This window comes from Corynebacterium marambiense (genome assembly GCF_016342275.1).
Taxonomy (GTDB): Bacteria; Actinomycetota; Actinomycetes; order Mycobacteriales; family Mycobacteriaceae; genus Corynebacterium; species Corynebacterium marambiense.
Genome location: NZ_JAEIOT010000004.1, coordinates 351799 through 374891, shown reverse-complemented (window position 1 = coordinate 374891; position 23093 = coordinate 351799). Strand labels below are relative to the sequence as shown.

At 65.4% G+C, this 23093-nt stretch carries 19 protein-coding genes; 8 read left to right on the top strand and 11 right to left on the bottom strand.

The window, feature by feature from the left end; all coding sequences use genetic code 11:
* Nucleotides 1-78 precede the first annotated feature (78 nt).
* Nucleotides 79-1224, bottom strand: a complete 1146-nt coding sequence (locus JDV76_RS01785; RefSeq protein ID WP_198735137.1) for a hypothetical protein — start codon at nucleotides 1222-1224, stop codon at nucleotides 79-81.
* 27 nt (nucleotides 1225-1251) lie between these two features.
* Nucleotides 1252-3183: a M13 family metallopeptidase gene (locus JDV76_RS01780; protein WP_198735136.1), complete on the bottom strand. Its 1932-nt coding sequence runs from the start codon at nucleotides 3181-3183 to the stop codon at nucleotides 1252-1254.
* A gap of 111 nt (nucleotides 3184-3294) precedes the next feature.
* Here JDV76_RS01780 and JDV76_RS01775 point away from each other — a divergent pair, with 111 nt between their 5' ends.
* From JDV76_RS01775 to JDV76_RS01765, 3 genes are all read left to right on the top strand, one after another.
* On the top strand, nucleotides 3295-3930 hold the full coding sequence (locus JDV76_RS01775) for a hypothetical protein (RefSeq protein ID WP_198735135.1): 636 nt from the start codon (nucleotides 3295-3297) through the stop codon (nucleotides 3928-3930).
* The gene (locus JDV76_RS01770) at nucleotides 3927-4862 is read left to right on the top strand and encodes a PrsW family intramembrane metalloprotease (protein ID WP_198735134.1); all 936 of its coding nucleotides are present in this window, start codon (nucleotides 3927-3929) and stop codon (nucleotides 4860-4862) included. Before JDV76_RS01775 ends, JDV76_RS01770 begins: the two co-directional genes overlap by 4 nt.
* An 88-nt stretch (nucleotides 4863-4950) precedes the next feature.
* A complete protein-coding gene (locus tag JDV76_RS01765) occupies nucleotides 4951-6066 on the top strand; it encodes a GH25 family lysozyme (protein WP_232958710.1) in 1116 nt (371 codons plus the stop codon).
* Between the two features lie 1021 nt (nucleotides 6067-7087).
* Here JDV76_RS01765 and JDV76_RS01760 read toward each other — a convergent pair.
* From JDV76_RS01760 to JDV76_RS01740, 5 genes are all read right to left on the bottom strand, one after another.
* Nucleotides 7088-10504, bottom strand: coding sequence for an arabinosyltransferase domain-containing protein (locus JDV76_RS01760; protein ID WP_198735133.1), 3417 nt, complete (start codon nucleotides 10502-10504; stop codon nucleotides 7088-7090).
* Nucleotides 10501-12672 carry a galactan 5-O-arabinofuranosyltransferase gene (locus JDV76_RS01755; RefSeq protein ID WP_198735132.1) on the bottom strand — a complete coding sequence of 724 codons (2172 nt, stop codon included), beginning with the start codon at nucleotides 12670-12672 and terminating at the stop codon, nucleotides 10501-10503. The genes JDV76_RS01760 and JDV76_RS01755 overlap by 4 nt, the downstream gene beginning before the upstream one ends.
* A 68-nt stretch (nucleotides 12673-12740) precedes the next feature.
* The gene (locus JDV76_RS01750) at nucleotides 12741-13502 is read right to left on the bottom strand and encodes a decaprenylphospho-beta-D-erythro-pentofuranosid-2-ulose 2-reductase (protein WP_198735131.1); all 762 of its coding nucleotides are present in this window, start codon (nucleotides 13500-13502) and stop codon (nucleotides 12741-12743) included.
* A 42-nt stretch (nucleotides 13503-13544) separates the two neighbouring features.
* On the bottom strand, nucleotides 13545-15011 hold the full coding sequence (locus JDV76_RS01745; RefSeq protein WP_198735130.1) for an FAD-binding oxidoreductase: 1467 nt from the start codon (nucleotides 15009-15011) through the stop codon (nucleotides 13545-13547).
* Between the two features lie 206 nt (nucleotides 15012-15217).
* Nucleotides 15218-15457, bottom strand: a complete 240-nt coding sequence (locus JDV76_RS01740) for a hypothetical protein (RefSeq protein WP_198735129.1) — start codon at nucleotides 15455-15457, stop codon at nucleotides 15218-15220.
* 64 nt (nucleotides 15458-15521) lie between these two features.
* Here JDV76_RS01740 and JDV76_RS01735 point away from each other — a divergent pair, with 64 nt between their 5' ends.
* The 4 genes from JDV76_RS01735 to JDV76_RS01720 all read left to right on the top strand — a co-directional run bounded on the left by JDV76_RS01735 (nucleotide 15522) and on the right by JDV76_RS01720 (nucleotide 18281).
* Nucleotides 15522-15989 carry a hypothetical protein gene (locus JDV76_RS01735; protein WP_198735128.1) on the top strand — a complete coding sequence of 156 codons (468 nt, stop codon included), beginning with the start codon at nucleotides 15522-15524 and terminating at the stop codon, nucleotides 15987-15989.
* A complete protein-coding gene (locus JDV76_RS01730; protein ID WP_198735127.1) occupies nucleotides 15986-16648 on the top strand; it encodes a hypothetical protein in 663 nt (220 codons plus the stop codon). The genes JDV76_RS01735 and JDV76_RS01730 overlap by 4 nt, the downstream gene beginning before the upstream one ends.
* Nucleotides 16649-16733: 85 nt before the next feature.
* The gene (locus JDV76_RS01725; RefSeq protein WP_198735126.1) at nucleotides 16734-17660 is read left to right on the top strand and encodes a plasmid pRiA4b ORF-3 family protein; all 927 of its coding nucleotides are present in this window, start codon (nucleotides 16734-16736) and stop codon (nucleotides 17658-17660) included.
* 33 nt (nucleotides 17661-17693) lie between these two features.
* On the top strand, nucleotides 17694-18281 hold the full coding sequence (locus JDV76_RS01720) for a GtrA family protein (protein WP_248140733.1): 588 nt from the start codon (nucleotides 17694-17696) through the stop codon (nucleotides 18279-18281).
* A gap of 73 nt (nucleotides 18282-18354) precedes the next feature.
* Here JDV76_RS01720 and glfT1 read toward each other — a convergent pair whose 3' ends face one another.
* Nucleotides 18355-19272 (bottom strand): galactofuranosyltransferase GlfT1, encoded by a 918-nt coding sequence (glfT1, locus tag JDV76_RS01715; RefSeq protein ID WP_198735125.1) that lies wholly within the window; start codon nucleotides 19270-19272, stop codon nucleotides 18355-18357.
* Between the two features lie 807 nt (nucleotides 19273-20079).
* On the opposite strand from glfT1, the gene JDV76_RS01710 reads away from it, so the two are divergent.
* Complete coding sequence (locus JDV76_RS01710) at nucleotides 20080-20328, top strand: NYN domain-containing protein (RefSeq protein WP_198735124.1); 249 nt, start codon at nucleotides 20080-20082, stop codon at nucleotides 20326-20328.
* 74 nt (nucleotides 20329-20402) lie between these two features.
* Here JDV76_RS01710 and JDV76_RS01705 read toward each other — a convergent pair whose 3' ends face one another.
* From JDV76_RS01705 to JDV76_RS01695, 3 genes are read right to left on the bottom strand one after another with little or no spacing between them, the layout of a single operon-like run.
* Nucleotides 20403-21110 (bottom strand): N-acetylmannosamine-6-phosphate 2-epimerase, encoded by a 708-nt coding sequence (locus JDV76_RS01705; RefSeq protein ID WP_232958779.1) that lies wholly within the window; start codon nucleotides 21108-21110, stop codon nucleotides 20403-20405.
* Nucleotides 21111-21138: 28 nt separating this feature from the next.
* Nucleotides 21139-22071, bottom strand: a complete 933-nt coding sequence (locus JDV76_RS01700; protein WP_198735123.1) for an ROK family protein — start codon at nucleotides 22069-22071, stop codon at nucleotides 21139-21141.
* A 41-nt stretch (nucleotides 22072-22112) separates the two neighbouring features.
* Entirely contained in the window at nucleotides 22113-23075 is a 963-nt protein-coding gene (locus tag JDV76_RS01695; protein WP_198735122.1) for a dihydrodipicolinate synthase family protein, read from the bottom strand.
* Nucleotides 23076-23093: the final 18 nt, after the last annotated feature.

Below are 23093 nucleotides of genomic sequence, written 5' to 3'. Positions count from 1 at the left end.
CACCCAGTATGTTACCCAGTAACTTACTGGGTAATCAATATGGTGGCCCCGTCAGAGAGCGCCAGTGGCGATTTGTCCCTACCGCTGGTTCTTCGCGCGTACCGATTCAGCTATGGCCGCGATCAGCAGTCCGACGAGTGCGGCGCACCCGGCTCCGCCGGCGGCGCCGAGCAGAGCGAAGAATCCGAGTGGCCCCACGCGATCGAAGACGAATCCGCCTTCCGGCCAGATCACCGGGGCGAGGACCCTGGAGATGGGGTAGGCGGCGAGCCACCCGAGGATAATCCCTCCCATCGCGGAGAAGGGCATAAGAACCAGTACCAGGGCGATCTTGCGGCGGACTGTCAACCCCCAGAAAATGGCGGCGATCAACGCCAGTGTGCTCTGGATGACCCACCTGTTGTAGGGGGCATCCAGGCCCTCCAGTCCACCCGAGGGACCGGGGGCCCCGGCTTCGCACCATGAGGCGAAGCCGGGGCCCCGTGCGTACTCGGGGGCGAAGTCGCAGCTGTCCTGCAGCTGGCGTGTGCCCTCAAGCCCCGCCACTGACAGGGCCCCGAACCCACCGGGGATCGTCTGGGCCGTCCACCAGCCGGTGGGAGGTGTTCCGTCCAGTGCCGGGATGTCGGTGGCGGAGAGAATCGCCTGACGTGCGGCGTCCGGATCGCCGGCTTCCTCGGCCCGCTCATCCACCGCCGGGCGGAAGGTTCCGGCCAACTGGAGCCTGACTCCGGCCTCAGTGCCGGTATCCGCGGTGATGCGGAGATCGACCTCGCTCCCCGCGGACAGTCCCAGCCTCCGGGCGGTGAGATCGTCGAGGAGTAACTCGCCCGGCCCCGGACCTTCCGGAATCTGGTCCTCAAGCAGATATGCCAGGGTCCGTTGTGATCCTTCTCCGGTACCCAGGGTGGCGCTCGCCTCGATCACGGGAACGGGGTCCGCATCCGGGCCGACGATGTTGATAATGCGTTCCGTGATGGGTGGACACGGCGTGTCACCCGGGCATCCCTCCGGCGCGTCACGGACGGCGGAGTAGCCGTACAACGGGGACGCGGGGACATCCCGGGCGGCGCTGGACAGGAGGGAGCGGCTCGTCACCGCCTGCGCGGTGATGGATGCGTAGAGGAGGAGAATGAAAATTACCAGAATGATGTTCGGCCAGTTCCGCTGGTGTGTCGCCGCCGGTGTCGGGGGCTGTGCATAGGGTGGCGGATAGTGTGTCATCCGGGTCTCATCCTCTCGTGGCCGGTGTCACCAGATGGTGACGCGCCGGGTGGGTTCCAGGTACATCATGCCCTCGGGATGCACGTCGAAGGCGCGGTAGAACTCGTCCACGTTGGCCGCGATGATGTTGCAGCGGAACTCGGCGGGCGAATGAGGGTCGACGGCGAGGTACTGGGTGGCCAACTCCGGCCTGATGGCCGTCCGCCAGACCCGCGCCCAGGAGATGAAAAGGCGCTGCAGGCCGGTGAACTCGCGGCCCTCCATGTTCGGGTCGCCGCCCTCGTGGTCGACGGTTTCGGTGGGGGCGGAGTCGAAGTCGAGGCCTTGATCTGCCAGGTAGCGGCCGTAGGCGACGACGGCGATGCCGAGGCCTCCGAGGTCACCGATGTTCTCACCGAGTGTGAACTCCCCGTTCACACCTGTGGATTCGGTGCCCTCCAGCACACTGGGGACCCGCCCGTTGAACTGGCCGACCAGTCGTGCGGTCAGTTCCTCGAAAGCGGTACGGTCCTCGTCGGTCCACCAGGAATTGAGGTTGCCGTCGCCGTCGTACTGGCTGCCCTGGTCATCGAAACCGTGCCCGATCTCGTGTCCGATGACGGCCCCGATCGCGCCGAAGTTCGTCGCTGCGTCCGCGTCGGGATCGAAGAAGGGCGGTCGGAGGATTGCTGCGGGGAAGGTGATGTCGTTGACGACGGGGTTGTAGAAGGCGTTAACCGTCTGCGGGGTGGTCACCCATTCCGCGCGGTCGGCGGGCTTTCCGATCTTGTTCAGTTCATAGTCGTGGAGGAAGGCGTTGCCGCGGCGGACGTTCGCCACGAGATTGGCGCCCCCGGGCTCGAAGACCAGCCCCTCGTAGCTGCGCCAGTTGTCGGGGTAGCCGATCTTGGCGTTGAATTTGTCGAGCTTGACCAGGGCCTTTCTCCTGGTTTGCTCGGTCATCCAGACGAGGTTCGTGATCCGCTCACGGTAGGCCCCGATCAGGTGGTCGACGAGGGTGAGCATCTGCTTCTTGTGCTCGGGCGGGAAGTGCTCGGCGACGAAGAGTCTGCCGATCTCTTCACCGACGAAGCGCTCGGCCAGACCGATTCCGCGCTTCCAGCGGTCGCGCTGTTCGGTGGCACCCTGGAGGACTGTTCCGTAGAAGTTGAAGTTGGTCCTGCTGATCTCGTCCGTGAGCAGACCCGCCCGGGCGTTGAGGATGTGCCATGTGGCCCAGAGCTTCCAGTCCGCGAGATCCGCTTCGCGCAGCAGCTCGTCCAGGTGTCCGAGGTAGGACGGCATCATCACGATGAGCCGGTGTTCCGGAAGGCCCGATGCCGTGCAGAGGGTGCGGACGAGCGCTGGAAGATCGGCGAATTCCGTCGGATTGAACGTCTTCACCGCGTCCCGGGCTGCGACGACATCCCAGTGTCCGGCGGCGATGCGCTTCTCCAGCTCGACGATGCGCTCGGCGGCGGCGTCGGCGGAGAGCCCGCCGAGGCGGTCTGCAGGGAGGAAATCGAGCATGGTGGCGACGTGCGCGCGGTAGGCGGCCAGTGTCTCCGCGTGGGCGGGATCGCGGTAGTACGCCTCATCGGGCAGCCCGAGACCCGACTGGACCAGGTAAGCCAGTGCCTCCTCGCCGGCGGAGTCCTTCTCCACCCAGAAGCCAGCGGGGGCGCCGACCCCCTCCCGGTCGAGGTGCCCCAGGGCGGCGGCGAGTTCTTCGGGCGTGTCGACGTCGAGCTGGTCTAGATCGGCGCCCAGGACCGCGACTCCGGCGGCTTCTATCGCCTCAATGTCCATGAAGCAGTTGTAGAGGATTCCGGCACGGCCATCGTCGGCCTCCACGATGGTGTGGACATCCTCCTCCGAGCGGTCCCGGAGCTTGTGGAAGTTGCCGTCGGCGCCGCGGTCATCCGGAATGACGTGGGAGTCGAGCCAGGGGCCGTTGACATAGCGGTAGAGATCCTTCATGGGTCCAACTCTACGGGTTTGCTGGACCGTGGATCCACTACCTCGGGCCCCTACTCCGGTGCCCTGTACGTATCGATGCTCCCATCGGTACATGTCGGTATCTTCAGGGGCATGCAACAATACCGTCTGAAACCGCAGTTCCGGCCTGCACATGTCGCACAGTTGATCGGGGTGCTGATGCTGGTGGTGTCGGTTCCGCTGCTCATCATGGATCAGCTGCCCGGGAGCGGGCGGCCCGTCGGTGAGGTGATCCTCGGGGATTCCGTCGGCGGTGGATGGCAGATTCCGTTGCGGTACGCGGGCGGGGAGCCGGTGATATGTGACAAACTCCAGGACGTCGTCATGGAAGGGGGATGGGACTGTGGTGGAACCCAGATCAAGTCTCTGGTTGTCAAGGACGTCCCGGACCCGGAACTCGCTGCGCGCCGAATGATGCGCGCGATGGGGATCTTTGAGGCGAAGAAACTTGAGGTGATGCGGGACGGCGACCTCTTGGAACTGCATCACCCGGAAGAAGACGGGCCGAGAATGGTGATGTTCTCGGGTGAGGAACCGGAGGAACAGTTCACGGGTCTGGCGCTGCCGGGTACCGGTGATCACGAGGGCGAGCTGCTGGTTGTTGCTGTCTTCGGTGAGCGGGGCGACGATTACACCGGCCTCATTTCGCCGCAGGTTCGGAACAACGGTGAGCGCGATGTCACCCAGTTGGAGCTACCGTCAGCACTGACGTCGGAGGCGCGGGTATGAACAGGTTTCTGCAGATCGTGCTGTGGATCCTCAACGGTATCGGGCTCGTTGGGGGTTTGCTGTTTCTGATGGTGTCACTGTTCGCAGGATGGGCCTCTGACGGTGCGCTGCCGTCGTTCGGGGTCGTCGGGATCAGTGTGCTGTTTGCTGTGGTGGAGCTCACTGTCGTTCTGCTGGCCGTCCGGTTTACCCCGCTGTGGCCGCGTGCCGGGGCGGGGTACGTGCTGGCCGCAGTGTTGTGGGGTGCCACGGTGTCGCCGCTGCTGGTGTTCCCGTTGGCGACGGCGTCGACGGATCTTCCCGCGCGGCTCGGGCTGGATCTTTTCGAGGCGTCCTGGGGTGGTGCCTACCCGGAGGAGACCGTCAAGTCCTTGGGTGTGTTGATCATCCTTTTCAGTTTCCGTCCGTTGGTGCGGCCCTGGCACGGCTTCGTCACCGGTGTTCTCGTTGGAATCGGATTCGAGGTCGTCGAGAACGCGCTTTACGCGGTGGTGGATTCTTTGTATGACCCGGTCAGTGACATGGACGGGATGCTGGGGATGTGGGGGCTGCGCATGATCGGAGGCCCCTTCCTGCACGTACTGTTCACTGGGATGGTCGGTTGGGGTATCGGCGTCGCGGTGTTCACTGCGGGACGCAGTCGTCTATGGCGGCTCGGTACCGGGTTGGTGTGGGTAGGTGTGGCATTCACCGCACACTTCTGCTGGAACATCATGTACGTCAACCTGAGGATGAGCATGGTCTCCATGGCGATGGTCGCACTCGTTGTCTACCCCTTGTTTATCTGGGTGTCGATGCGTGCGTGGCGGTTTGCCCGGGCGGATTCCGGATATGTGCTGCTCGATCGTCCGGTGATGTCGGTGCACCAGCTCGAGCAGGGTGGTTTCACAGCGCTCGGGGCGGGTGGAGCACGGGTCGTGTACAAGGGTTGACCCCGGGAGTGACGGAATCGCAGCCCCGTTGTGCACGTTACTGATGTTAAAGATGTGACTTGTGTGAATTTGGGGTAGATTTTTGTCCATGGACTTTTTCACGCACGATCGCGCTGCTGTGCGCGCGACGCACCACCGCGCCGTCACCATTCCTGTCACCGCACTCATGACTGCGCTCGCGTTGGTCGCCGCTCTGCTGGGCGCTCCGAAAGCCGCTGCGTTCAGCATCGCCTCACCCCAAGGCGTCGACGTCGCCAGCTGGCAGCACCCCGAAGGTGCCGCGATCAACTGGCGCGAAGTCTCCGCAGCCGGTCACCGGTTCGCCTTCGTAAAGGCCACGGAGGGCATCGGATATATCAACCCGTATTTCGCCGCCGACTCCCAGCAGGCCCGGAACGCGGGCATGCTGATCGGCAGCTACCACATGGCCCGCCCCAACTACTCCGCCACGGCACAGGCCGCCGAATACGCCGCGGTGCTTGCGACGCAGCCGCAACCCTCTCTGCCTCCGGTACTCGACATCGAGTACGCGGAAGATCTCGGGCCGGTCGAGCTCAGCGCCTGGGTACGGGAGTTCGTCACCGAGATCGAGCGACTCACCGGGCGCACACCGATCATCTACACCTACCGGTACTTCTGGCAGAAGAACATGGCCAATACCAGCGAGTTCAGCGACTACCCGTTGTGGCTCGCCGCGTACGAGAACCGTCCCCCGAGGGATATCCCGGGTGGCTGGAACCACATGACCTTCTGGCAGCGTGCCGATAACGCTGTCGTGCCCGGCATGGTCACCGTCGCCGACGTGAATCTGTTCAACGGTAGCGAGCAGCAGCTCGACGACTTCAGTGCCGATATCGATGTCCACCTCGGTGAGGTGCTCACCGCAGGCATTGACCTCGATGCCATCGGCGGCCGGGTCACCGAACTCGAAGCACTGGGTAGCAATAACCGGGAACTCGTCGGGGCCATCCTCGCCGTCGCGGCAGGTGCTCTCGCGATCGGTGCCCTTGTAGTCGTCGCCCAGAGCCAGGGAATCGACATCGGCCCCGCCACCGAGATCGTCGAGCGTGTCCGCGAACTGATCGCCCACGGCGATCTGCCCGTCCCCGACCTGCAGGTGATGTTCCAGACCGGTGACTACACCATCGGCGATCTCCTCATTCTGCTGAAGAACGTGCAGCACTTCGCCGAGCAGATCGGCTGACTCCTCAGCGTGCCCGCGCGGGAACCCCGGCGGGCACGGGAGTAGGTGAGCTGCGGCGGGCCCGTACCTGATCCGGAGAGCGGACTTCGCGGTCGGCGGCCGGTCAGAGTACGAGTGCGCTGCATTCGTGCCGTACTGATGGCGGTGAGGAGTCCTTGCATTCCCGTCAACTCTGATGCAGCGTCGTCACGAGCACCACAGGTATCGCCGTCTCGGGGTGGTGCGTGGGTGGGTCGTGGTAGGAGTCTCTGAGACACCGTGATACCGCATCGTGGAGGGTGCAGGCCTGGCCCCGACCACGCTGTTCGCCATTCTGGACATCGCCATGTACGGCACGGATGATGCGCAGGGGTTCGACCGCGTATCCGGGGGCGTCGGCCCATGATCGCCGGATTCACGGGACCCCCGCTACCCGGGCGTTCTTCCGGACCCCTTGACGCGATCCGGGTTCGGGATGGAGATACGCAGAGTGTCAGGGGCCGGAGCCACCGACGGCGCAGGTGTCTCACTTATTGGTGCGCCCCGGGACTGTTCGGAGAAGAACAGCCAGTACTCCGAACTCGGCCCCTGCCGAAGCCGGAGAGGGTGGGTTCCCCGTCGCCGCCGACAACTGCGTCGGTGGTGCGGACTCCCTGGGTGCCGTCGGTGATGGGGTCAATCCGGAAACCCACCGACTCGGACGGCTCGGGGGCACCATGCGCGACAGCCCGTCATCCGTTGGCCCCGGTGCTCCTTCCGCAGTCCGCTGTACGAGGACGGAAAAACTAAGGACTCCGCTTCTCCTGTGGGCCACCCGGCGGATAACGCGAGGGGGCGATGCCCCGTCAGTCAACTGAGCAGTTGCGTGCGGTGTCCTCGGGGCAGGCCCATACGAGCTCGACCATTCCTCGGCGACGGGACCGTCCCCGTAGGCGACCGATAGCACGCCGGAAACGCTACCCGCCTCGTTCTGTAAGACAACGGTCAAAGCTCCCATCCGTCGCTCATGGCGCAACGGGTGGGAGCTTTCCCGGACCTGTGGTCAGTCCTCGATCTTCATCTTGCCCGGGTTCCAGAAACCGGAACGCTGCACGGTGCGGTAGTCGATCACCGCATCGACGGGTGCCTCACCGCGGGAATCGGTGCGCAGCTCGTAGGATTCCAGGGAGCCCCAGTCGCGGTGCCAGTCATCCTTCAGGTAACTCGGCAGCTCGGTGGCCTTGTTGATGGCTTCCGCGACACCCATGACACCGCCACCGTTGTAGTCCTGCCACGGGGAGAGCGTCACCTTGCCGCCGTGGTCGGGTGAGATCCGCCAGAGCGGGGTTTCGGCGACGCCGGCCCAGTGGTCGAACGGACGCTGGCAGGGGAACTGCAGCGACACCGACCAGTCCAGCAGGGCGGGGTCCTCGGAGCCAACGACCTCGTTTAGCGACGTCAGCGTCGGCACTCTGGGTGGGGTGATGGCGAGCCACTGCTCGGGGTCGAGACTCGTGTCTGCGGCGGCGATACGGACGACGTTCGCTTCCGGCGGGAGTTGGTCGAGCGGAACGCGCAGGTTCCGCCAGCCCGGCGCCGGTCCGATGTCGAGGGGCTCGATCTCGTTGAGGCCCGTGACCCGGCCGTCGGCCTCGCGGGTGCCGTACTCGATGACGAGTTGTTGCCCGTCCTGACGGACGCCGTTGATGTCGTTGTGCTCGATCCGTCCGGCTGCGGACACGACGAGGAGCGGTGCGTCTGGATGACGCTCCGGCAGCTCATACCAGGACGTGGTGACCTCGGCGGGGAACTGCGGACCGGCGGTGTAGGACCCGAGGACCGGCACCTTGCGGTAGTCGATCCCGAACGGGAGCTGCGCGACTGATCCATTGACCCCCACGTCGCCTCGGATACCGCCACCGGAACCGGAATCCTGGCCACCCGAGTCACCGGAGACGGTGTCATCGTCGGTTGCACCCGCAATGGAGCCGGCTCCCGTCGTGGTGGTGTCCACGCCTGCGGAGTTGATCGACGGTGGGACGTTGTTCGCGTCGAAACCTCGGTTGTCCTCGCTCTCCAGGGATTCGCCGAGCGGGGTGCCGTCAACGGGCGTGAGGAAACTGTCGTTGGTGTTGGACTCAATCAGTGCGTCGTTGGCGAGTGCACAGCTGTTGCCTGCGAAGGAGCGGACGTTACCGAGTCCGATCGAATAGGCCGGATACTGGTCGACGAAGCCCTTACCGAGGGACAGCATCGAGAAGATGACGACGAGCGCGGAGACGACCGCGAGCGGTGAGGCCGCCACGCCGTCGAAGCGGCGCAGGCGTCGCTGCGTTTCCGCGGCGTACTCCTCGGCCCGACCCTCGGCGGCGGCACGCGCCGTGGCGACGTCTGCTACGAAGGACTGGATCGCTCCGAGGGCGAGCACGGCGAGCGCGATGAACAGCATCACGGTGGATGCCTCGATGTGGCGGTACTGGATGGTCTTGTCGAACCACGGGACACCGTAGCTGGAGACGTACCACCAGCCGTTGGTGCCCGACAGCGCGAAGGCGAGGACGAAGAGGATCGCGCCGATGAACAGGGTGCGCGACCGGACGCTCTTCAGCGCCATGTTCGATACGGCGATCGCCGCGAGCGCGGCGAGCGCCGCCCCGATACCGGCGTACACGCCGAAGTGATGCGTCCACTTCGTGGGCGTGAACATCATGAAGAACATGGTCCCGAAGAACACGAGCATCAGCCGCATCGACGGTCCCTTGGCGGATCCGGGGACACGACCGTTGCGGAGCACGCTGGCCAGCACTAGCGCGAGGCAGACGAAGAGCATCAGCACGGCGAAGCGGCGGGCGAAGGAACCGTCGACGGTCTGCTGCATCAGTGTCTCGTAGCGGACCCACTCGTCATACCAGTTCAGCGACGGGCCCTTCGCGGAGCGGACCCGGATGGACTCGAGGACGGTTCCGAGGGTCTGGTCACCGAACACGGCGAGCAGGATTGCGGTACCGGAGGCGAGGAAGGGAGCCATCATTGCGGCGGCTGCCCTGATCGCCGCACTCTTCGGGGCATCCCGCTCCGCGCCGAGCAGCGGCATCCGGCGCAGCCCGATGCGGATGAGTCCCGACAGTCCGGCGAGGAGGGCGGCGACCGCCATGAGCCCGGTGGGGCCGGCACCGAGGCACACCGTTGCGATGATCACGCCGACGGCGGCGGGCAGGAGTCGGGACGTGGCGATGGCTCGTTCGATGGACACCCACGTCAGCAGGGCGCCGACGGCGATGACCGGCTCGGGACGCAGGCCGTTGTTGTAGACCATCCAGAAGCCCAGGAAGGAGAATGCCGCGGTCCAGTGCGCGACCCGTCGGTTGTTGATCTTCGAGCCCAGGCGCGGCAGCACCTCGCGGGTGATGATCATCCAGGTCAGCAGACCGGCGATGAGCTCCGGCAGGCGCATCCACACCGATGCGGTGGAGACCTGCGCCATGAGGCCGAGCAGGTCGTAGTAGGGGGCACCGAACGGGGATTCGGGGACGCCGAACCAGCGGTAGTAGTTGGCCATGTAGCCGGAGTGGTCCGACACCCGCGCCATGGTGAGCAGGTAGCCGTCATCGGACGTGTTGGCGCCGAAGATGTACCACCAGACGAGGACACCGCCGACGATGCCGTCGAGCAGCCGGGGCCGGAACCACCTGACCGGCAGGAAACGTCGGGTCCGGCGGCCGTCGAGGATGTCCATCCGGTGCAGCGTCCACAGTGCGATGAGCAGTAGCACCAGGCCCGAGAACATCGTGATGTACTTCAGGGCGCTCGGTGTGGAGGTGAAGCGTGAGTTGATCTCGATGTGGGCCGAAAGGCCCTCGTCGATGAGTTCGCGGGCGGTGGTGCTGTCCCCGTTCAGCTCCGTGTAGATACCGGTCAGCTGCGGTCGTTGGTCACCGGTGATGGTTCCGCTGTACTCCTCGCCGTCCGGGCCACGGGCGCCGTTGATACGGGCGGTGGTTTCGTCCTCGGTGGAGGAGACATGGAGTACGGCGTCCGGCGGAAGCGTCTCGAGCTGTTCGGTGCCCAGTTCGAAGGGAACCTGGTTGCGGACGATGACGTCGAGCCCCGTGGGCGTGAGTCGGACGAACAGTCCGCGCGTGGTCGCGTCTTCGCTGTCGGCGGGCAGGGTACCCAGGACGGTCGACTGGTCCTCCCGCAGTTCGGTGAGCGCGGATACCGGGATATCGACCTCGACGGATTGCGGTACGTAGCTGAGCAACGGCGCGTTGACGCTGTTCAGGGTGTCGTTCTGCGGCCAGTCGAAGGAGGACTGGGTCTGGGAGACCGGCATGAACGGCGTGATCACGAACATGAGGAAACCCAGGACACCACTGACTATGGCGAGGTTGAGCAACCGTCTCGACGCGGTGGGCGGGGGATTAACGGCTGTGGCTGACACAGCAGACAAGTCTACGTCAGAGCTTCCTGAGCGCTTCATCGGCTGCGGGTCACCACCACGAAGGGGCCGATCTGCTCGATGTCCCAGGGGGAGCCGTCACCGGTGAACGAGGCTGGGTTGAACCAGACGCCGCGGAACCGGACGTTCGGGTTATTCGGGTAGATGTCTTCCGCGATGTCGTACTTCCAGCCCTCTGCCTTGTCGTCGGCGTCACCCCGCAGGATGAATACGTCGGGTGGGGTGAAAGGGGACTCCTCAAGTGCGGCGACGAACGCCCGAGGATCGGTGAGAACGTTCCACGAGGCGGTGGCCCACTGCTCGATCTCCCGGTTGCGGAGGTCGAACTCACCCAGTGGGTTGGCGTAGTGGCTGGTGAACGCCTGGAAACCCCGATAGGGGTGGTAGGACATGAAATTGTGTTCGTCGGTGAGCACGACCGTGTCCCGCGGGACGTGACCCTTGTCGCGGATCAGCTCGTCGATCTCGCTGTACCAGGTACCCGAATCCGGTGGATAGAGGTCCGCGCGGACCCCGTCGCCGTCAGTGTCGGTGTACGCAAGGTCGATGGCGTTGTGGTTGCGTTGCGGGATCGTCTGCGCGTAGGCGACCCCTGAGATGAGTAGTAGTGTCACCATGACGAGTGTGACGTTGCGTCCCGTGCTGGCCGAGATCTGGTGGGGGTACAGGGCATCCGGCCCCAGCAGGCGGATCTCCGCGATCGCGAAGACGCCAGCGGTGGCGAGTTGCAGGGTGACGACGGCATCCATCCGGAACCCGAGCAGGGTGTTCCCTGCGAGGGTTGCGATCATCGATGCCACGATCCAGCCGTAGAACACGACCAGGGCGATGCCCATCGCACGGACATCCCGGTCCACGGCCCGGACGACGAGGAAGATCGTGCCCAGCAGGCAGAGCACTCCGACTGCGGAGAAGGAGAGCATCGGCATCGGGACCTGGGTGCCGTTGTGTGGCAGGTAGTGCATTGCCGTCGCACCGGAGTGCGGCTTTCCGCTGACTATGGCCAGCAGGTAGGGGCCCCAGACCACTGACGCGATGGCCATGGAACACACGCCGATCAGCATCATCCGCAGCAGCGGGAGCCAGGACCGGTCGACGACCGCGGCGAACACTCCCGCGACCGTCACCACTGATAGGGCGATCACCGCCGTGTAGAGGGTGTAGATCGATGCCGAGGCGCCGAGGTAGATGATCATGCCTGCCATGGCGAGTCGACTGCCGTCGAGGGCGCGGCGCACGAGGACAGTGGCGGCGGGGACCCCGAGCGCAACGATCGCCGCGTACGGCTCCTCGGAGGAGATCACGAGAATGAGGCAGATGCTGGTCAATCCGACGCCCGTGGCGACGGTGAGTGATCCGCTGAGCCGCTGCCAGGTGGGCACCACCATCGATGCGGCGGCGGCGAGTGATACCAGGGCCCACGGCTGGAACGCTGCCCAGCCGTCGAGACCGAGGAGATTCGCGAAGCGACCGCCGAACCAGAACCAGGCCCCAGGATAGTAGGAGGGCATGTCGATGTAGTTCATGTCACTGAGCGCGGCGGAGTCACTCAATCGGGTGAGGAACTGGGTGCGGAATCCCTGGTCGACGGTGATACCGTCGAGGTACAGGCGGGTAGCGGACAGCGGCAGTGCGAGTGCGGTGACGACGAGTGCGGCGGGCGACAGGTAGCAGGCCAGGTAGGTCAGCCACACGCGCCACCGGGGCCGCGTGGGAGTCACCCGTTCACTGTCGGGGAACTCGACCTCGATCACGGGGGCATCGGCTTCGTCCATGTCGTCAGGGACGGTGTGCGGGGAGATTGCCGCGCCCGGCCCCCGCGCGAGTGACCTGACCTCGTCGGTCTTCGATTCGCGGCGCCTGCGGTCGTGGTGCTCGTCGCGCAGCCACAGGAAGACAAGACTAACCACGAGCAGGAGAACCGCGACGGTGCCCGCGGTGGACAGCGCCCTGGAGACCAGGGAACCTCCGAACGCGGGGAGGTTGGTCATCTTCAGGATGAACCAGCAGATCAACGTCAGTGTGCCGCCGCCGATGCCGGCCGCACCGATCGCGAGGACGGTGGCCCGGCCCCCGAGCGCGTCCGAGGTGAAGTCTGCGCCCCCCGCCGGGGCGGTCGGACCGAAGAACACCCTGTTGCGGGTCGTCCTGGCTGGTGCGGCAGTGAAGCCATCCGTCGCGTGTGTCATGAGTTCAAGTCTCCCACACCGGGCCCGGACACGCCGGTCACGGACCCGGTGCAGGAGGCGTCATCCGGTCAGAACGGGAGCTTGCGGAAGATCGCCCGCGGGATGTGGTTGAACACCATCATCACGTACCGGAACAACGGGTGGACCCAGACGGTGTCCTTGCCGTCGCTGACAGCCGCCACGACCGCTTCGGCGACCTGCGAGCGGTCCACCGTCAGTGGCGCCTCCTCGACGTCCGCACTCATCCGGGTGCGGACCTGACCCGGACGGACCACGAGGACGTTCGCCCCGGAGTCACGCAGGGCCTCGCCGAGCTGACTGTAGAAGCCGTCGAAACCGGCCTTGGTGGATCCGTAAACGAAGTTGGAGCGGCGTACCTTCATGCCGGCGACAGAACTCAAGGCAACGATCGTGCCGTGGCCCTGCGCCTCGAAGCGCTGGCCGAGCAGCACACCGACGGAGACCGCACCGGTGTAGTTGACCTGCGCGGCAGCGACGGCCTTGGCCTGGTTGCGCCACAGTTCCTCGTTGTCACCGAGGGTGCCGAAGGCGACGATCGCGATATCGACGTCACCTTCGGAGAACGCTTCCTCGATCACGGCCGGATGGCTGTCGAAGTCCGTCGCGTCGAAGTTGATGACGCGGATCTCGCTGGCTCCGGCGCGCTCGAGCTGCGCCTTCGCCTCCTCGAGATGCGGGGAGTTCTCCCGTGCGGCGAGGGTGACCGCGGCCGGGCCAGCGGCGAGGAACTCGGAGGCGATGGCGACGCCAATCTCCGAGGTGCCGCCGAGCAGCAGGATGTTCTGGGCCTTGCCCACAGCATTGAGCATGTCGTGTTCTACTTCCTGATCGTTCTCGTGTGGGTGATCGGTCTAGTGCAGTTCGAGACGGCGTGACAGATCCGATGCGAAGACCCCGTTCGGATCGATCGTGTTGCGGGTGTCCAGCCAGGACTGCATCTGCGGATACATACTGTGGAAGTTCTCCGCTGAGGTCCGTGACTCCTTGGCCAGGTAGAGACGGCCACCGAACTCCATCACGCGGCGGTCCAGTTCGTCGAGGAACTGGCCCAGACCCGCCTTGATGGGGAAGTCCACGCACACGTTCCAGCCGGGCATCGGGTAGGACAGCGGGGCACGGTTGCCCTCACCGAACAGCTTGAACACGTTCAGTGCGGAGTAGTGGCCCGAGGACTGGATGTCCCGAATGATGTCCTTGAATGGTTCGACGGCCTCGCGTGGTACGACGAACTGGTACTGGAGGAAACCCTTGGGGCCGTAGCCGCGGTTCCACTCGCCGATCAGGTCGAGCGGCTGGTAGAACTGCGTCAGGTTCTGCACCTGGTTGCGGTAGGTACCCGACTTCAGCCACCACAGCTCGCCGACGGCGATCATGGACAGTTTGTTCATCGTGAATGACGGGAAGATGTCCGGGACCGTTACCAGCTGCGGGGCGTTGAACTTCAGCGGGTCCTTCGCCAGCTTAGGAGCGAGTTCCTCGAGCTGCGCGAGCGTGGCCAGGGAGCCGCGCGAAATCGCGGCGCGGCCGAGCTTCGGTGGCGCGGAGATCGCGTCGAACCAGGCGGAGGAGTAGGTGTAGTTCTTCTCCGAGCCGTCCGAGTGGAACTCGATCGTCTCGTCGAGGCTGTGGGTCATGTCGCCGTCGGCGATGAAGTACGCGGTCTCGGTCCGGGTCATCTTGATCCGCGCGCGGACGATGATGCCGGTCAGTCCCATGCCGCCGACCGTCGCCCAGAACAGGGAACCGTCCGGATCGTCGGCGGAACCCTCGGGTTCAAGGTGGAGGATCCGGCCGTCGGCCACGAGCAGCTCCATGGAGACGACGTGATCGCCGAAGGATCCGGCCGAGTGGTGGTTCTTGCCGTGGATGTCCGGACCGATCGCACCGCCGATGGTGACCTGCCTGGTGCCCGGGAGGACGGGAACCCACAGGCCGTAGGGCAGCGCGGCCTTCATCAGCTGGTCGAGGGTGACACCGCCGTCAACGTCGACGACGGCGGAGGCTGAATCAATGGAGTGGATCCGGTTCAGCGGGGTCATGTCGACGACCATGCCGCCGGCGTTCTGCGCCGGATCGCCGTAGGAGCGGCCCAGGCCGCGGGCGATCACGCCGCGCCGCAGGTGGGCGGGCTTGTTCTCGTTCTGTTCGGCGACCAGCTGCACTGCCTTGACGATCGTGTCGAGGTCTTCCGTGGACAGGACCTCGGCGGTCGTGGGGGCCGTGCGGCCCCAGCCGGTCAGTTTCTTGGCTTCTGTGTTCAGGGCCCCGGAGGCACCGCTCGAAGCAACGGTGCTGGACGCGCCCTTATCGCTCGTCATCGATTGTCCACGCTACTCCCAGAACCAGCTGAGTGGGGGTCAATCGGGCCCGATCGGGCAGTTTCCCAGGAAGAAATCAGCGTGTCATTTCCCACAATCCCACATGCGGGCGGGCCAACCTTTGCGGTACACCGCAGCGGAACAACGAAAGCCAGTCGTGGCTCGTGGCGGGTGGCACAACCGGCACCATGACCAGGCCCGGGGAGCTACAGGTCCATCATCCGACGGATTTCCCCGGGCAGCTCCTCCTGGGAGGTGATCTCCGGGCCGTCATACTCCCGTAGGATCTCGTAGACCCGCACCCTGTCGACACTGTCCAGCAGCGGAAGTTCCTGCGCCATGAGCATCGTCATGTGCTGATTCAACGGTAACTGGGTGCGCTCCGCCGCGATATGCCCCGGTGCTTCCCCGGAGTTGCGATCCTGGCCCTTGAACAGTCCGAACATGTGTCCGAGTCTAGCCAACGCGGGCCGGCGCCCGTACCCCGGCCACCTCGGTAGGCTGTCGGACATGGCCGCACCACGTACAGGACCACGAGCCGGGATCGTCGCCGATCTTCCACTCGCAGTCGCAGGTGGCGTCGTCACCGCGATGCCTGACTACATCCACCACCGACTGATCCGCTGGGGCGTCGATGCTGCGGTCCTTGCCGCAGCCACCGCAGCCTTCACCGATACTGCGATCTCCGAACCGGATAAGGAACCCGACGGTGTCGGAACCGCACCCGTCGAACTGCGGGACGACACCCCACGCCGGGATAACCCGGCGTTCTGGCCGGTGCTCGTCGGCGGATCCGCACTCCTCTGCTTGAGTATCTACGCGGATGCCCGCATCACACGCGCACTCGTCGGCTGGCTCCGTTCCCGGGGAGTCACCCGACCACACACTGTGCTCGGGGTCTGCACCGTGCCGATCCTGCTTGGGGTCCGCGCACTGGAAAACACCACAGAACCTCGGGATGGGACAATGAAGCGGTGACCGACACGCAGAACACCACACCCACCGGCGGTACCGCGGACCCCGCGCACCACCCCACCATCGCGGTGCTCGACGCCACCGACCCGACTCTCCGCATCGTCTGGCACGTCCAGACCGACCCCAACTCGGCGACCGGGCGTTACAGCGGAGCCTGGATCATCGGGGAACCCCCCGCTGACGTCGGCGGTCACGACCCCGGCGCAGCCGGAACCACGTTCGCCGAAGTGCCGGAGATCGAGCCCGGCGATCCCGTCACTGTCCTCGAGTCCCTCCTGCGCCATACCGTCGTTCTGCCCGTCGGGACCACCGACCCGGATGCCGTGGCCGGTGCCGACAGTCGCGCCGGAAGGACCACACTCGCCGCGATTCACGCCGCCCTCGCCCGCGCCACGGACGAGATTCGCGCCGCCGCGAAGAAGGCGCACGAGGAGAATCCACACCTCACGGTGCCCCGACTACCCGCCGTCACCCTGCCCGACGATGGGCCCGGCAGCGGTGCCGCGTTCCATGGCGAGGTCGTCGCCCGAGCGGCCTGGTGCACGGCCCAGGCTGCGGGTGACCTGGTGGAGCAGTGGTTCGCGGTCGAATCTCAGCGCCGGAGCCGCGCCCAGCTCAAGGAGACCTTCGGACCGGACGTCCGACCACTGCCACTCAGCTGAACTCCCCGGGCTGCGCCCGGCCATCGGTGTAGATGAACCGATAACCAGGCGGCGCGGACCGCGCCGGCTGGCTACGCTGGGGGCCATGTCCACCGATCCGGTCCGCGGAAACGTCATCGAGCTCGCGCCCCGCCGCGACGCCCGTGCCGCCGTGGGCGGAGCGGTACCCGACCGTGAACCACGCACACTCATCATCCGGGTGACTCTCTGGGGCGCGGACCGGGAGATCCACCGGCAGGTCGGCCTCAACGACGCGATGCCACTCACGGAGCTCCATCGAGTCCTGAGCATCTGTTTCGGGTTCCACGGCCACGGTGCCGATGCCCCCTGGTCCTTCACCGCGGGTACCCGGACCTTCCGGACGGACGGATGCGTCCACGACGTTTTCGCCCGACCGGGAGACATCGCCGTCTACACCTGGGGACTGTGGCGCATGTTCATCGAGGTCATTGAGTCCTATCCGCGGGACCGCGGAACCCCGCGGGCGCTCTGCATCGGTGGCTCCGGGAGCTTGCGACCGGGCACGTCGGGCTCCGTCGACTTCGACCCTGCGGACATCAACGCCGAACTCACCGGCACGGAGACCATCGCCTCCACCCTCGCCCTGGTTGACGGCGGGGTCGCGGACCTGATCAACCGGTCCCGTATCTTCGACTTCATCCCGCTGCTCCAGGCGCTGGATCTCGCCCGCCCGGTGCAGCTCAACGAACGGACACGCACCATCCTGGACGGGTTACCCCTGGAACGCGAGCCCGAGGCCCGCGATGCGTTCCTGGTCACTGTGCTCACCCTGTCCTCCCTCGTCGACGCCGAGCTGGGGGACAACGTCATCGAAGCCGCCATGGCTGAGATCGGGTGGGTCGACGATAACGACGGAGCGCTCACCGCCGAGCGTATCCGCGGCCTGTGCGCAGAGTCCCTGCACGCGCTCGCCGGTGCCGGCGGGTGCGGCACCGGCGCCCTGCCGCCCGTCGAACGGCTGGACCTGTACCGCTATCTGCTGCGCCGCTGACCCGGCGTCGGCGAACGGGTAGCATCACCTGGCGTGGCCGACTACGACGACAACACCGCCCCCGACGCCCGCGATCCGCGGCATCCCGACCCCTCCGCCGCGCCCGATGGTGGGAGTGCCGATGACGGCATCTTCGTCTCCGCCGAGGAGATGGCGGCGCAGATCGCCGCCGGCGCGGACGAGTTCACCGGTCCACTGCCGCCCGCCGAATCCGGCGACGGGCGTGACGTGAAGACGCAAGGCGTCCGGTTCATCATCTCCGGTGGGATCTCCGCCGTGGTGGACATCGGCCTGACATGGCTGTTCCAGATGATCTTCGGCCTGAGCCCGTTCGCGTCCCGCAACATCGGCTTCATCTTTGGCACGATCACCGCCTACGCCATCAACCGGCGCTGGACGTTCCAGGCTGCCCCCTCCCGGGCCCGGTTCATCGCCGTGGCCGTGCTCTACGCGCTGACCTGGGTCCTGAACACCCAGTTGTACAAGTACCTGTTCGGGTTCCTCGTGGAGCGCGACATCCCCGACCTGTTCTCCCTGGTGGTCGCTTTCGTCATCGCGCAGGGCATAGCCACCGTGGTGAACTTCGTCGTCCAGCGCACCGTGATCTTCAAGGTCCGCTGACCCCGGGACACGGACTGCCGCCTGTCGACGCCGCGCCGGGCATGGCTCGTTGTGTGATGCAGCGCGTCCGCGGTCAGGGGCGCTCGAAGCGCTCCCGACGCCCCATGCGATGCAGCCGAAGCCAGTCCCGGAACCCCGCCGGGTCACGTTGCTTGACCAGAAAGAACCAGCCGAAACGGGCGTACTCCTGGGGGAGAAGGTGGCGCATGCCGGGTTGGTTCATCAGGTAGCCGCGGTTGCGGTAGGTAAAGAAACGCTTGCTCTCGTTGTCCGGGTACTGGGTGTGCATCCGCCCGCCCAGGATCGGCTTGAACTCGTCCGAGCCGTCCGGGTGCAGGTAGGCGCAGCGCAGGCAGGTACCGAACTTCAACCCGGAGCGGATCAGCCGACGGTGGTACTCGACCTCGTCGCCCCGGATGAACAACCGGAGATCCGGGACACCGATACGTTCCATGGCTGCCGCGGAGATCAGCGCGCCATTGAACAGGGAGGCGATAGCGGGCAGGAGATCATCGTCCGGATTCGCCGGGTCGATGAGCTCACCGCGCCTGCGCCGCCACTCCAGCCCTCGCCGGAGCGGGAAGGCGAGGAGATCCGGGTCATCGAGGTTGCACACCACGGGGGAGACCTCGTCCAGGCCGTGCCGCTGCGCGCACTCCTGCAGAGTGGCGAGCACGTCCGGCCCCTCGGGTCGGCCGTCATCGTCGGCGCACCAGACAGCGTCCGCGCCCAGGGCGAGTGCGGTGAGGAACCCGTAGGCGAAACCGCCCGCGCCGCCGAGATTCGTGTGCGAGGGCAGGTAGACGCCCCGGTCCCCGGCGATCTCCGCCACCGCGTCCGCCACGGCCCGCTCGCAGCCGTTGTCCACCACGATGATCCACTCCACGGGCGCCGACTGGGTGGCGACGACCTCCAGGGAGGCACGTAGGAGATCGGCGCGACGGTGGGTGACGATGACCGCTGCGACGCGGTCCGAGGTGGTGAGAGCCATGCGCCCATTGTCGCACAGGGTTCCTGACACACGACCGGATTTCTCATGTAGAGGGTGTTCTTAAGAAGTGAGCCGAGTGCCCTTGGCTGGTAGATAATAGTGGAGCCTACGGGTTCGGGCTCATAGGTTGGTGAACCACATAGTGAAAACTGGTCTACCGTGTTCATCCAGAGGGGTGTCTACGCCGCAAGCTGTTGTTACACTGTGCAACACAGTGGTGCTGCCGTTGACGCTTCGCTATAAGAAGGTCGCCGATGACAGTGCCATTTTCCATATTCAAAGGATAATAATTAGAGAGTGATTCATGGCGCGTAGGGCCCGGAAGGTCAATAAGGAAGAAGCGAGTATCGTTTCTGTCTCGGGCTTAGTTTCCATTCGGAGCCCATTGAAAGTAGCTATAATTGTTGATGGGGGTTTCTATCGACATCGTGCTAAGGCTTTATTTGGCGAGAAAGATCCGCGGCAGCGGGCAGATGGGCTTTCGGAATGACATATTAGGGAATCTTGTGGGGATCTGTATCGTATATTTTACTACGATTGTGAACCGTCTCAAAAAGTCTTATTTCACCCACTTACACGTCAACAGGTACACTTGGCGCAGACTGAAGAGTATGAATGGATGGCCCAATTTCTTAAAGAGCTAGTGAAAAGGCGTAAGGTGGCATTGCGCCGTGGGGAGGAGTTGGAGACACAGAACGGGTACAACTTGAGGCACAAGGCGCTTAAGAAATTGTGTGCAGGGTCTATAACTGTGCAGGACTTGACCGAGAGAGACTTCTATCTCGATATCACCCAGAAAGGGTGGATATGAGGATTGGTCTCGATATTGCTGCACTGTCAGAAGCTGGTCTTGTTAATCAAATTATCATGATCTCCGGTGATTCTGATTTCGTCCCGGCGGCAAAGCATGCCAGAAGGTCTGGTATTGATTTTATTCTTGATCCTATGTGGGCAAGGGCGGCAGATAGCTTGAATGAGCATGTAGATGGCGTACGGGAATGTGTTGCGCGACGTTCAGAGAATGATCCTCTTCATGTTGGTAACATAGATTTGTAGTTGATAAAAAATCTTAAAAATTAGCTACCTTTAAATCTAGAAGTCCCAGTAGCGGGAAGATCTGGTTATGGCCACTATAATGCTTGGTGTTTTGGGGCTTGCGGCACGAACCAACTGGTGATCGTCGTCGGATGCGTGATGGCGGTGCCGACGCACGCGGCGAACGCACCGCGCTCGAAGACGTCGGCGACATCCTCTGGTCGGTGCAGACGTCCTTCCACGAGAACGGGCCGGTCCACGACGGCGAGCACCTCGTCGATGAACGCGTGGTCCGGGCCGGGGGTCTTCTCCCGGGCGTGCTCGTAGCCGGGGGTGTAGCCCGCCAGCGTCGTGCCGATGATGTCCGCACCCGCCTCAGCGGCGGCCACCGCATCGGGGACGGAGGCGCAGTCCGCCATGACCGCGACACCGGGGAACTCGGCGTGGATCGCGGCCACGGCGTCGGCGAAGGATTCACCGTTGCCCCGCTCGCGGAGGGTGGCGTCGATGGCGACGACATCCGCGCCCGCCAGCGCGCACGCCCGGGCGTGCGCCACGGACGGGGTGATGTACACGCCGTCGTGGCCGTGCTTGATCAGCCCGATGACGGGAACCTCGACGGCCTGCCGTGCGGCGGCGATGTCGGCGACGCCCTGGACACGGACGGCGCGCGCGCCCCCCTCGACGACGGCCTTGGCCATGGCGGCGGTGATCTCCGCGCGCCGTAGCGGTTCGCCGGGATAGGCCTGGCAGGACACCACCAGTCCGCCGCGGAGGCGGTCGAGGAGGGCGTCGATGCTCATGTCACTCATGGGTGGGGCTCCTTCTTCTTCAGGGATTGAGGTGTGCGCGGGCGTGGTGTGCCGCTCCGACGAGGGCGGCGTCATCGCCGAGCTCGGCGGCGACCAGGGGAGTACCCCGCAGTGGCGCCATCAGGGTTTCAGCGTAGGCCTCCTCGAGCGGCCGCCACCAGAGTTCGCCCATCCGGGTGACACCTCCGCCGATGACGACCAGTTCGGGATCGAGTGCGTTGACGAGGGAGGCTACCGTGTGGCCGGTGACCGTTCCCGCGGACATGATCACGTCCGCGGCGAGGGCATCGGTTCGGGCGGCCGCCTGGAGCTGATGACCGTTGCCCACTCCCCGACCGCCGAGCTGCGCGTAGAAACGGGTCATGCCCGGCCCCGAGGCGAGGTTTTCCAGGGTGTCCGTGTAGCCTGCACAGTTCTCCGGATCGGTGGTGGTGACCCTGATCTGCCCGACGTGGCCGGCAACGCCGTGCGCGCCGGGCACGAGCCCGCCGTTGACGATCACCGCCCCGCCGATTCCGGTGCCGACCGCGACCATCAGCATCGAATCATGTCCCCGACCGGCACCGCCGGCGAGTTCGCCGAGGGCGTGGGCGTGGACGTCGTTGATGACTGAACAGGGGATACCGAGTGCTTCCTCGACCCCGGCGGCGAGCTCGGTGCCGGCCCAGCCACGGATGGCGTCCGTCGCGGAGGTGATGCGCCGCCCGTCCGGGCTGACGACACCCGCGCTGCCGATGCCCACCAGCGTGGGTGCCGGGCCGCGCGCGGAGTCGATGACGCGGCGCGCGACCCGCAGCACCTGGCGGACGACAGCGGCACCGTCCTCGCGGCTCGGGGTCGCCGCGGTGGACAGTCCTGAGACGGTGTTGTCCGCGTCAACGAGGGCCACGTTGATCTTCGTGCCGCCGATGTCGACCGCGAGAACGCGGCCGGCGTCACTGTCACTGTTCACGGGGGACCGTCCTCTCGGTTGGTGCGGTGAGATCCGGCGGATCAGGAGGCGAAGGGGGCGATTCCGGCGGACTCCGGATCGACCGCCGGCTCCAGGCCGCAGGACCTCAGCACCTCAGCGATGGCGGTGAGGTTCTCACCGGTCAGGGCGGCGACGGGTTCCGGCATGCGGTTCGTGGAGAACACCCCGAGGAGCATCAGGGCGGTTTTGAAGGCGCCGACACCGGCGCCGAAGCCGACGGCCCCGATCGTGACGAGCACGATGCGCATGAGGTCGGTGAGGTGGTCCTGCTCGGCGCGGACCGTGGCCCAGTCACCGGCACGGTAGGCGTTCCATTGTCGGACGTAGGCGTACGGGTCGACGTTGCCGAGACCGGGCACACACCCGTCGGCGCCCGACATGTACGCACCGTCGACGACGACCTCGTGGCCGGTGAGCAGGGTGAGGGGATGCCCGGCGGCAGCGTTGTCGCGAGCGAGGAAACGGAAGGAAACGTCATCACCGGAGGAATCCTTGACACCCGCCAGAACCCCGTCCAGACCCAGTTTGAGCAGCAGATCACCGGGCAGCTTCACGTGCACGCAGACGGGGATGTCATAGGCGAACAGGGGCAGGGCGACGGCCTCGTGGATCTTCCGGAAGTGCCGTTCGATCTCGTTGACCCCGCCGAGGGCGTAGAACGGCGCGGTGGCGACGATCGCGTCGGCGCCGAGTTCGGCGGCGGCGCGGGCGTGTTCGATCACCCGGTTGGTCTCCGTGTCGATGCAGCCGACCAGGACGGGCACACGCCCGGCGACGGTCTCTACCGCTGCGGCGATGATCTCCCGGCGGCGCTCATCGGTGGAGAAGACGACCTCTCCCGATGAACCGAGGAAGAACAGGCCGTGCACCCCGGCGTCGATCATGCGGTTGACCACCCGGTCGAAACTGGCACGGTCGAAGTTTCCGGCGTCGTCGAGAGGGGTGACTACCGGCGGGATGACACCGGTGAAGGGGGATTCCACTGTGGGGCTCCTAGTTGA

What these genes read in the sequence shown, in the direction of transcription:
- JDV76_RS01785 (WP_198735137.1), bottom strand. Translation starts at nt 1,224, where the DNA reads ATGACACACTATCCGCCACCCTATGCACAGCCCCCGACACCGGCGGCG.
- JDV76_RS01780 (WP_198735136.1), bottom strand. Translation starts at nt 3,183, where the DNA reads ATGAAGGATCTCTACCGCTATGTCAACGGCCCCTGGCTCGACTCCCAC.
- JDV76_RS01775 (WP_198735135.1), top strand. Translation starts at nt 3,295, where the DNA reads ATGCAACAATACCGTCTGAAACCGCAGTTCCGGCCTGCACATGTCGCA.
- JDV76_RS01770 (WP_198735134.1), top strand. Translation starts at nt 3,927, where the DNA reads ATGAACAGGTTTCTGCAGATCGTGCTGTGGATCCTCAACGGTATCGGG.
- JDV76_RS01765 (WP_232958710.1), top strand. Translation starts at nt 4,951, where the DNA reads ATGGACTTTTTCACGCACGATCGCGCTGCTGTGCGCGCGACGCACCAC.
- JDV76_RS01760 (WP_198735133.1), bottom strand. Translation starts at nt 10,504, where the DNA reads ATGAAGCGCTCAGGAAGCTCTGACGTAGACTTGTCTGCTGTGTCAGCC.
- JDV76_RS01755 (WP_198735132.1), bottom strand. Translation starts at nt 12,672, where the DNA reads ATGACACACGCGACGGATGGCTTCACTGCCGCACCAGCCAGGACGACC.
- JDV76_RS01750 (WP_198735131.1), bottom strand. Translation starts at nt 13,502, where the DNA reads ATGCTCAATGCTGTGGGCAAGGCCCAGAACATCCTGCTGCTCGGCGGC.
- JDV76_RS01745 (WP_198735130.1), bottom strand. Translation starts at nt 15,011, where the DNA reads ATGACGAGCGATAAGGGCGCGTCCAGCACCGTTGCTTCGAGCGGTGCC.
- JDV76_RS01740 (WP_198735129.1), bottom strand. Translation starts at nt 15,457, where the DNA reads ATGTTCGGACTGTTCAAGGGCCAGGATCGCAACTCCGGGGAAGCACCG.
- JDV76_RS01735 (WP_198735128.1), top strand. Translation starts at nt 15,522, where the DNA reads ATGGCCGCACCACGTACAGGACCACGAGCCGGGATCGTCGCCGATCTT.
- JDV76_RS01725 (WP_198735126.1), top strand. Translation starts at nt 16,734, where the DNA reads ATGTCCACCGATCCGGTCCGCGGAAACGTCATCGAGCTCGCGCCCCGC.
- glfT1 (WP_198735125.1), bottom strand. Translation starts at nt 19,272, where the DNA reads ATGGCTCTCACCACCTCGGACCGCGTCGCAGCGGTCATCGTCACCCAC.
- JDV76_RS01710 (WP_198735124.1), top strand. Translation starts at nt 20,080, where the DNA reads ATGAGGATTGGTCTCGATATTGCTGCACTGTCAGAAGCTGGTCTTGTT.
- JDV76_RS01705 (WP_232958779.1), bottom strand. Translation starts at nt 21,110, where the DNA reads ATGAGCATCGACGCCCTCCTCGACCGCCTCCGCGGCGGACTGGTGGTG.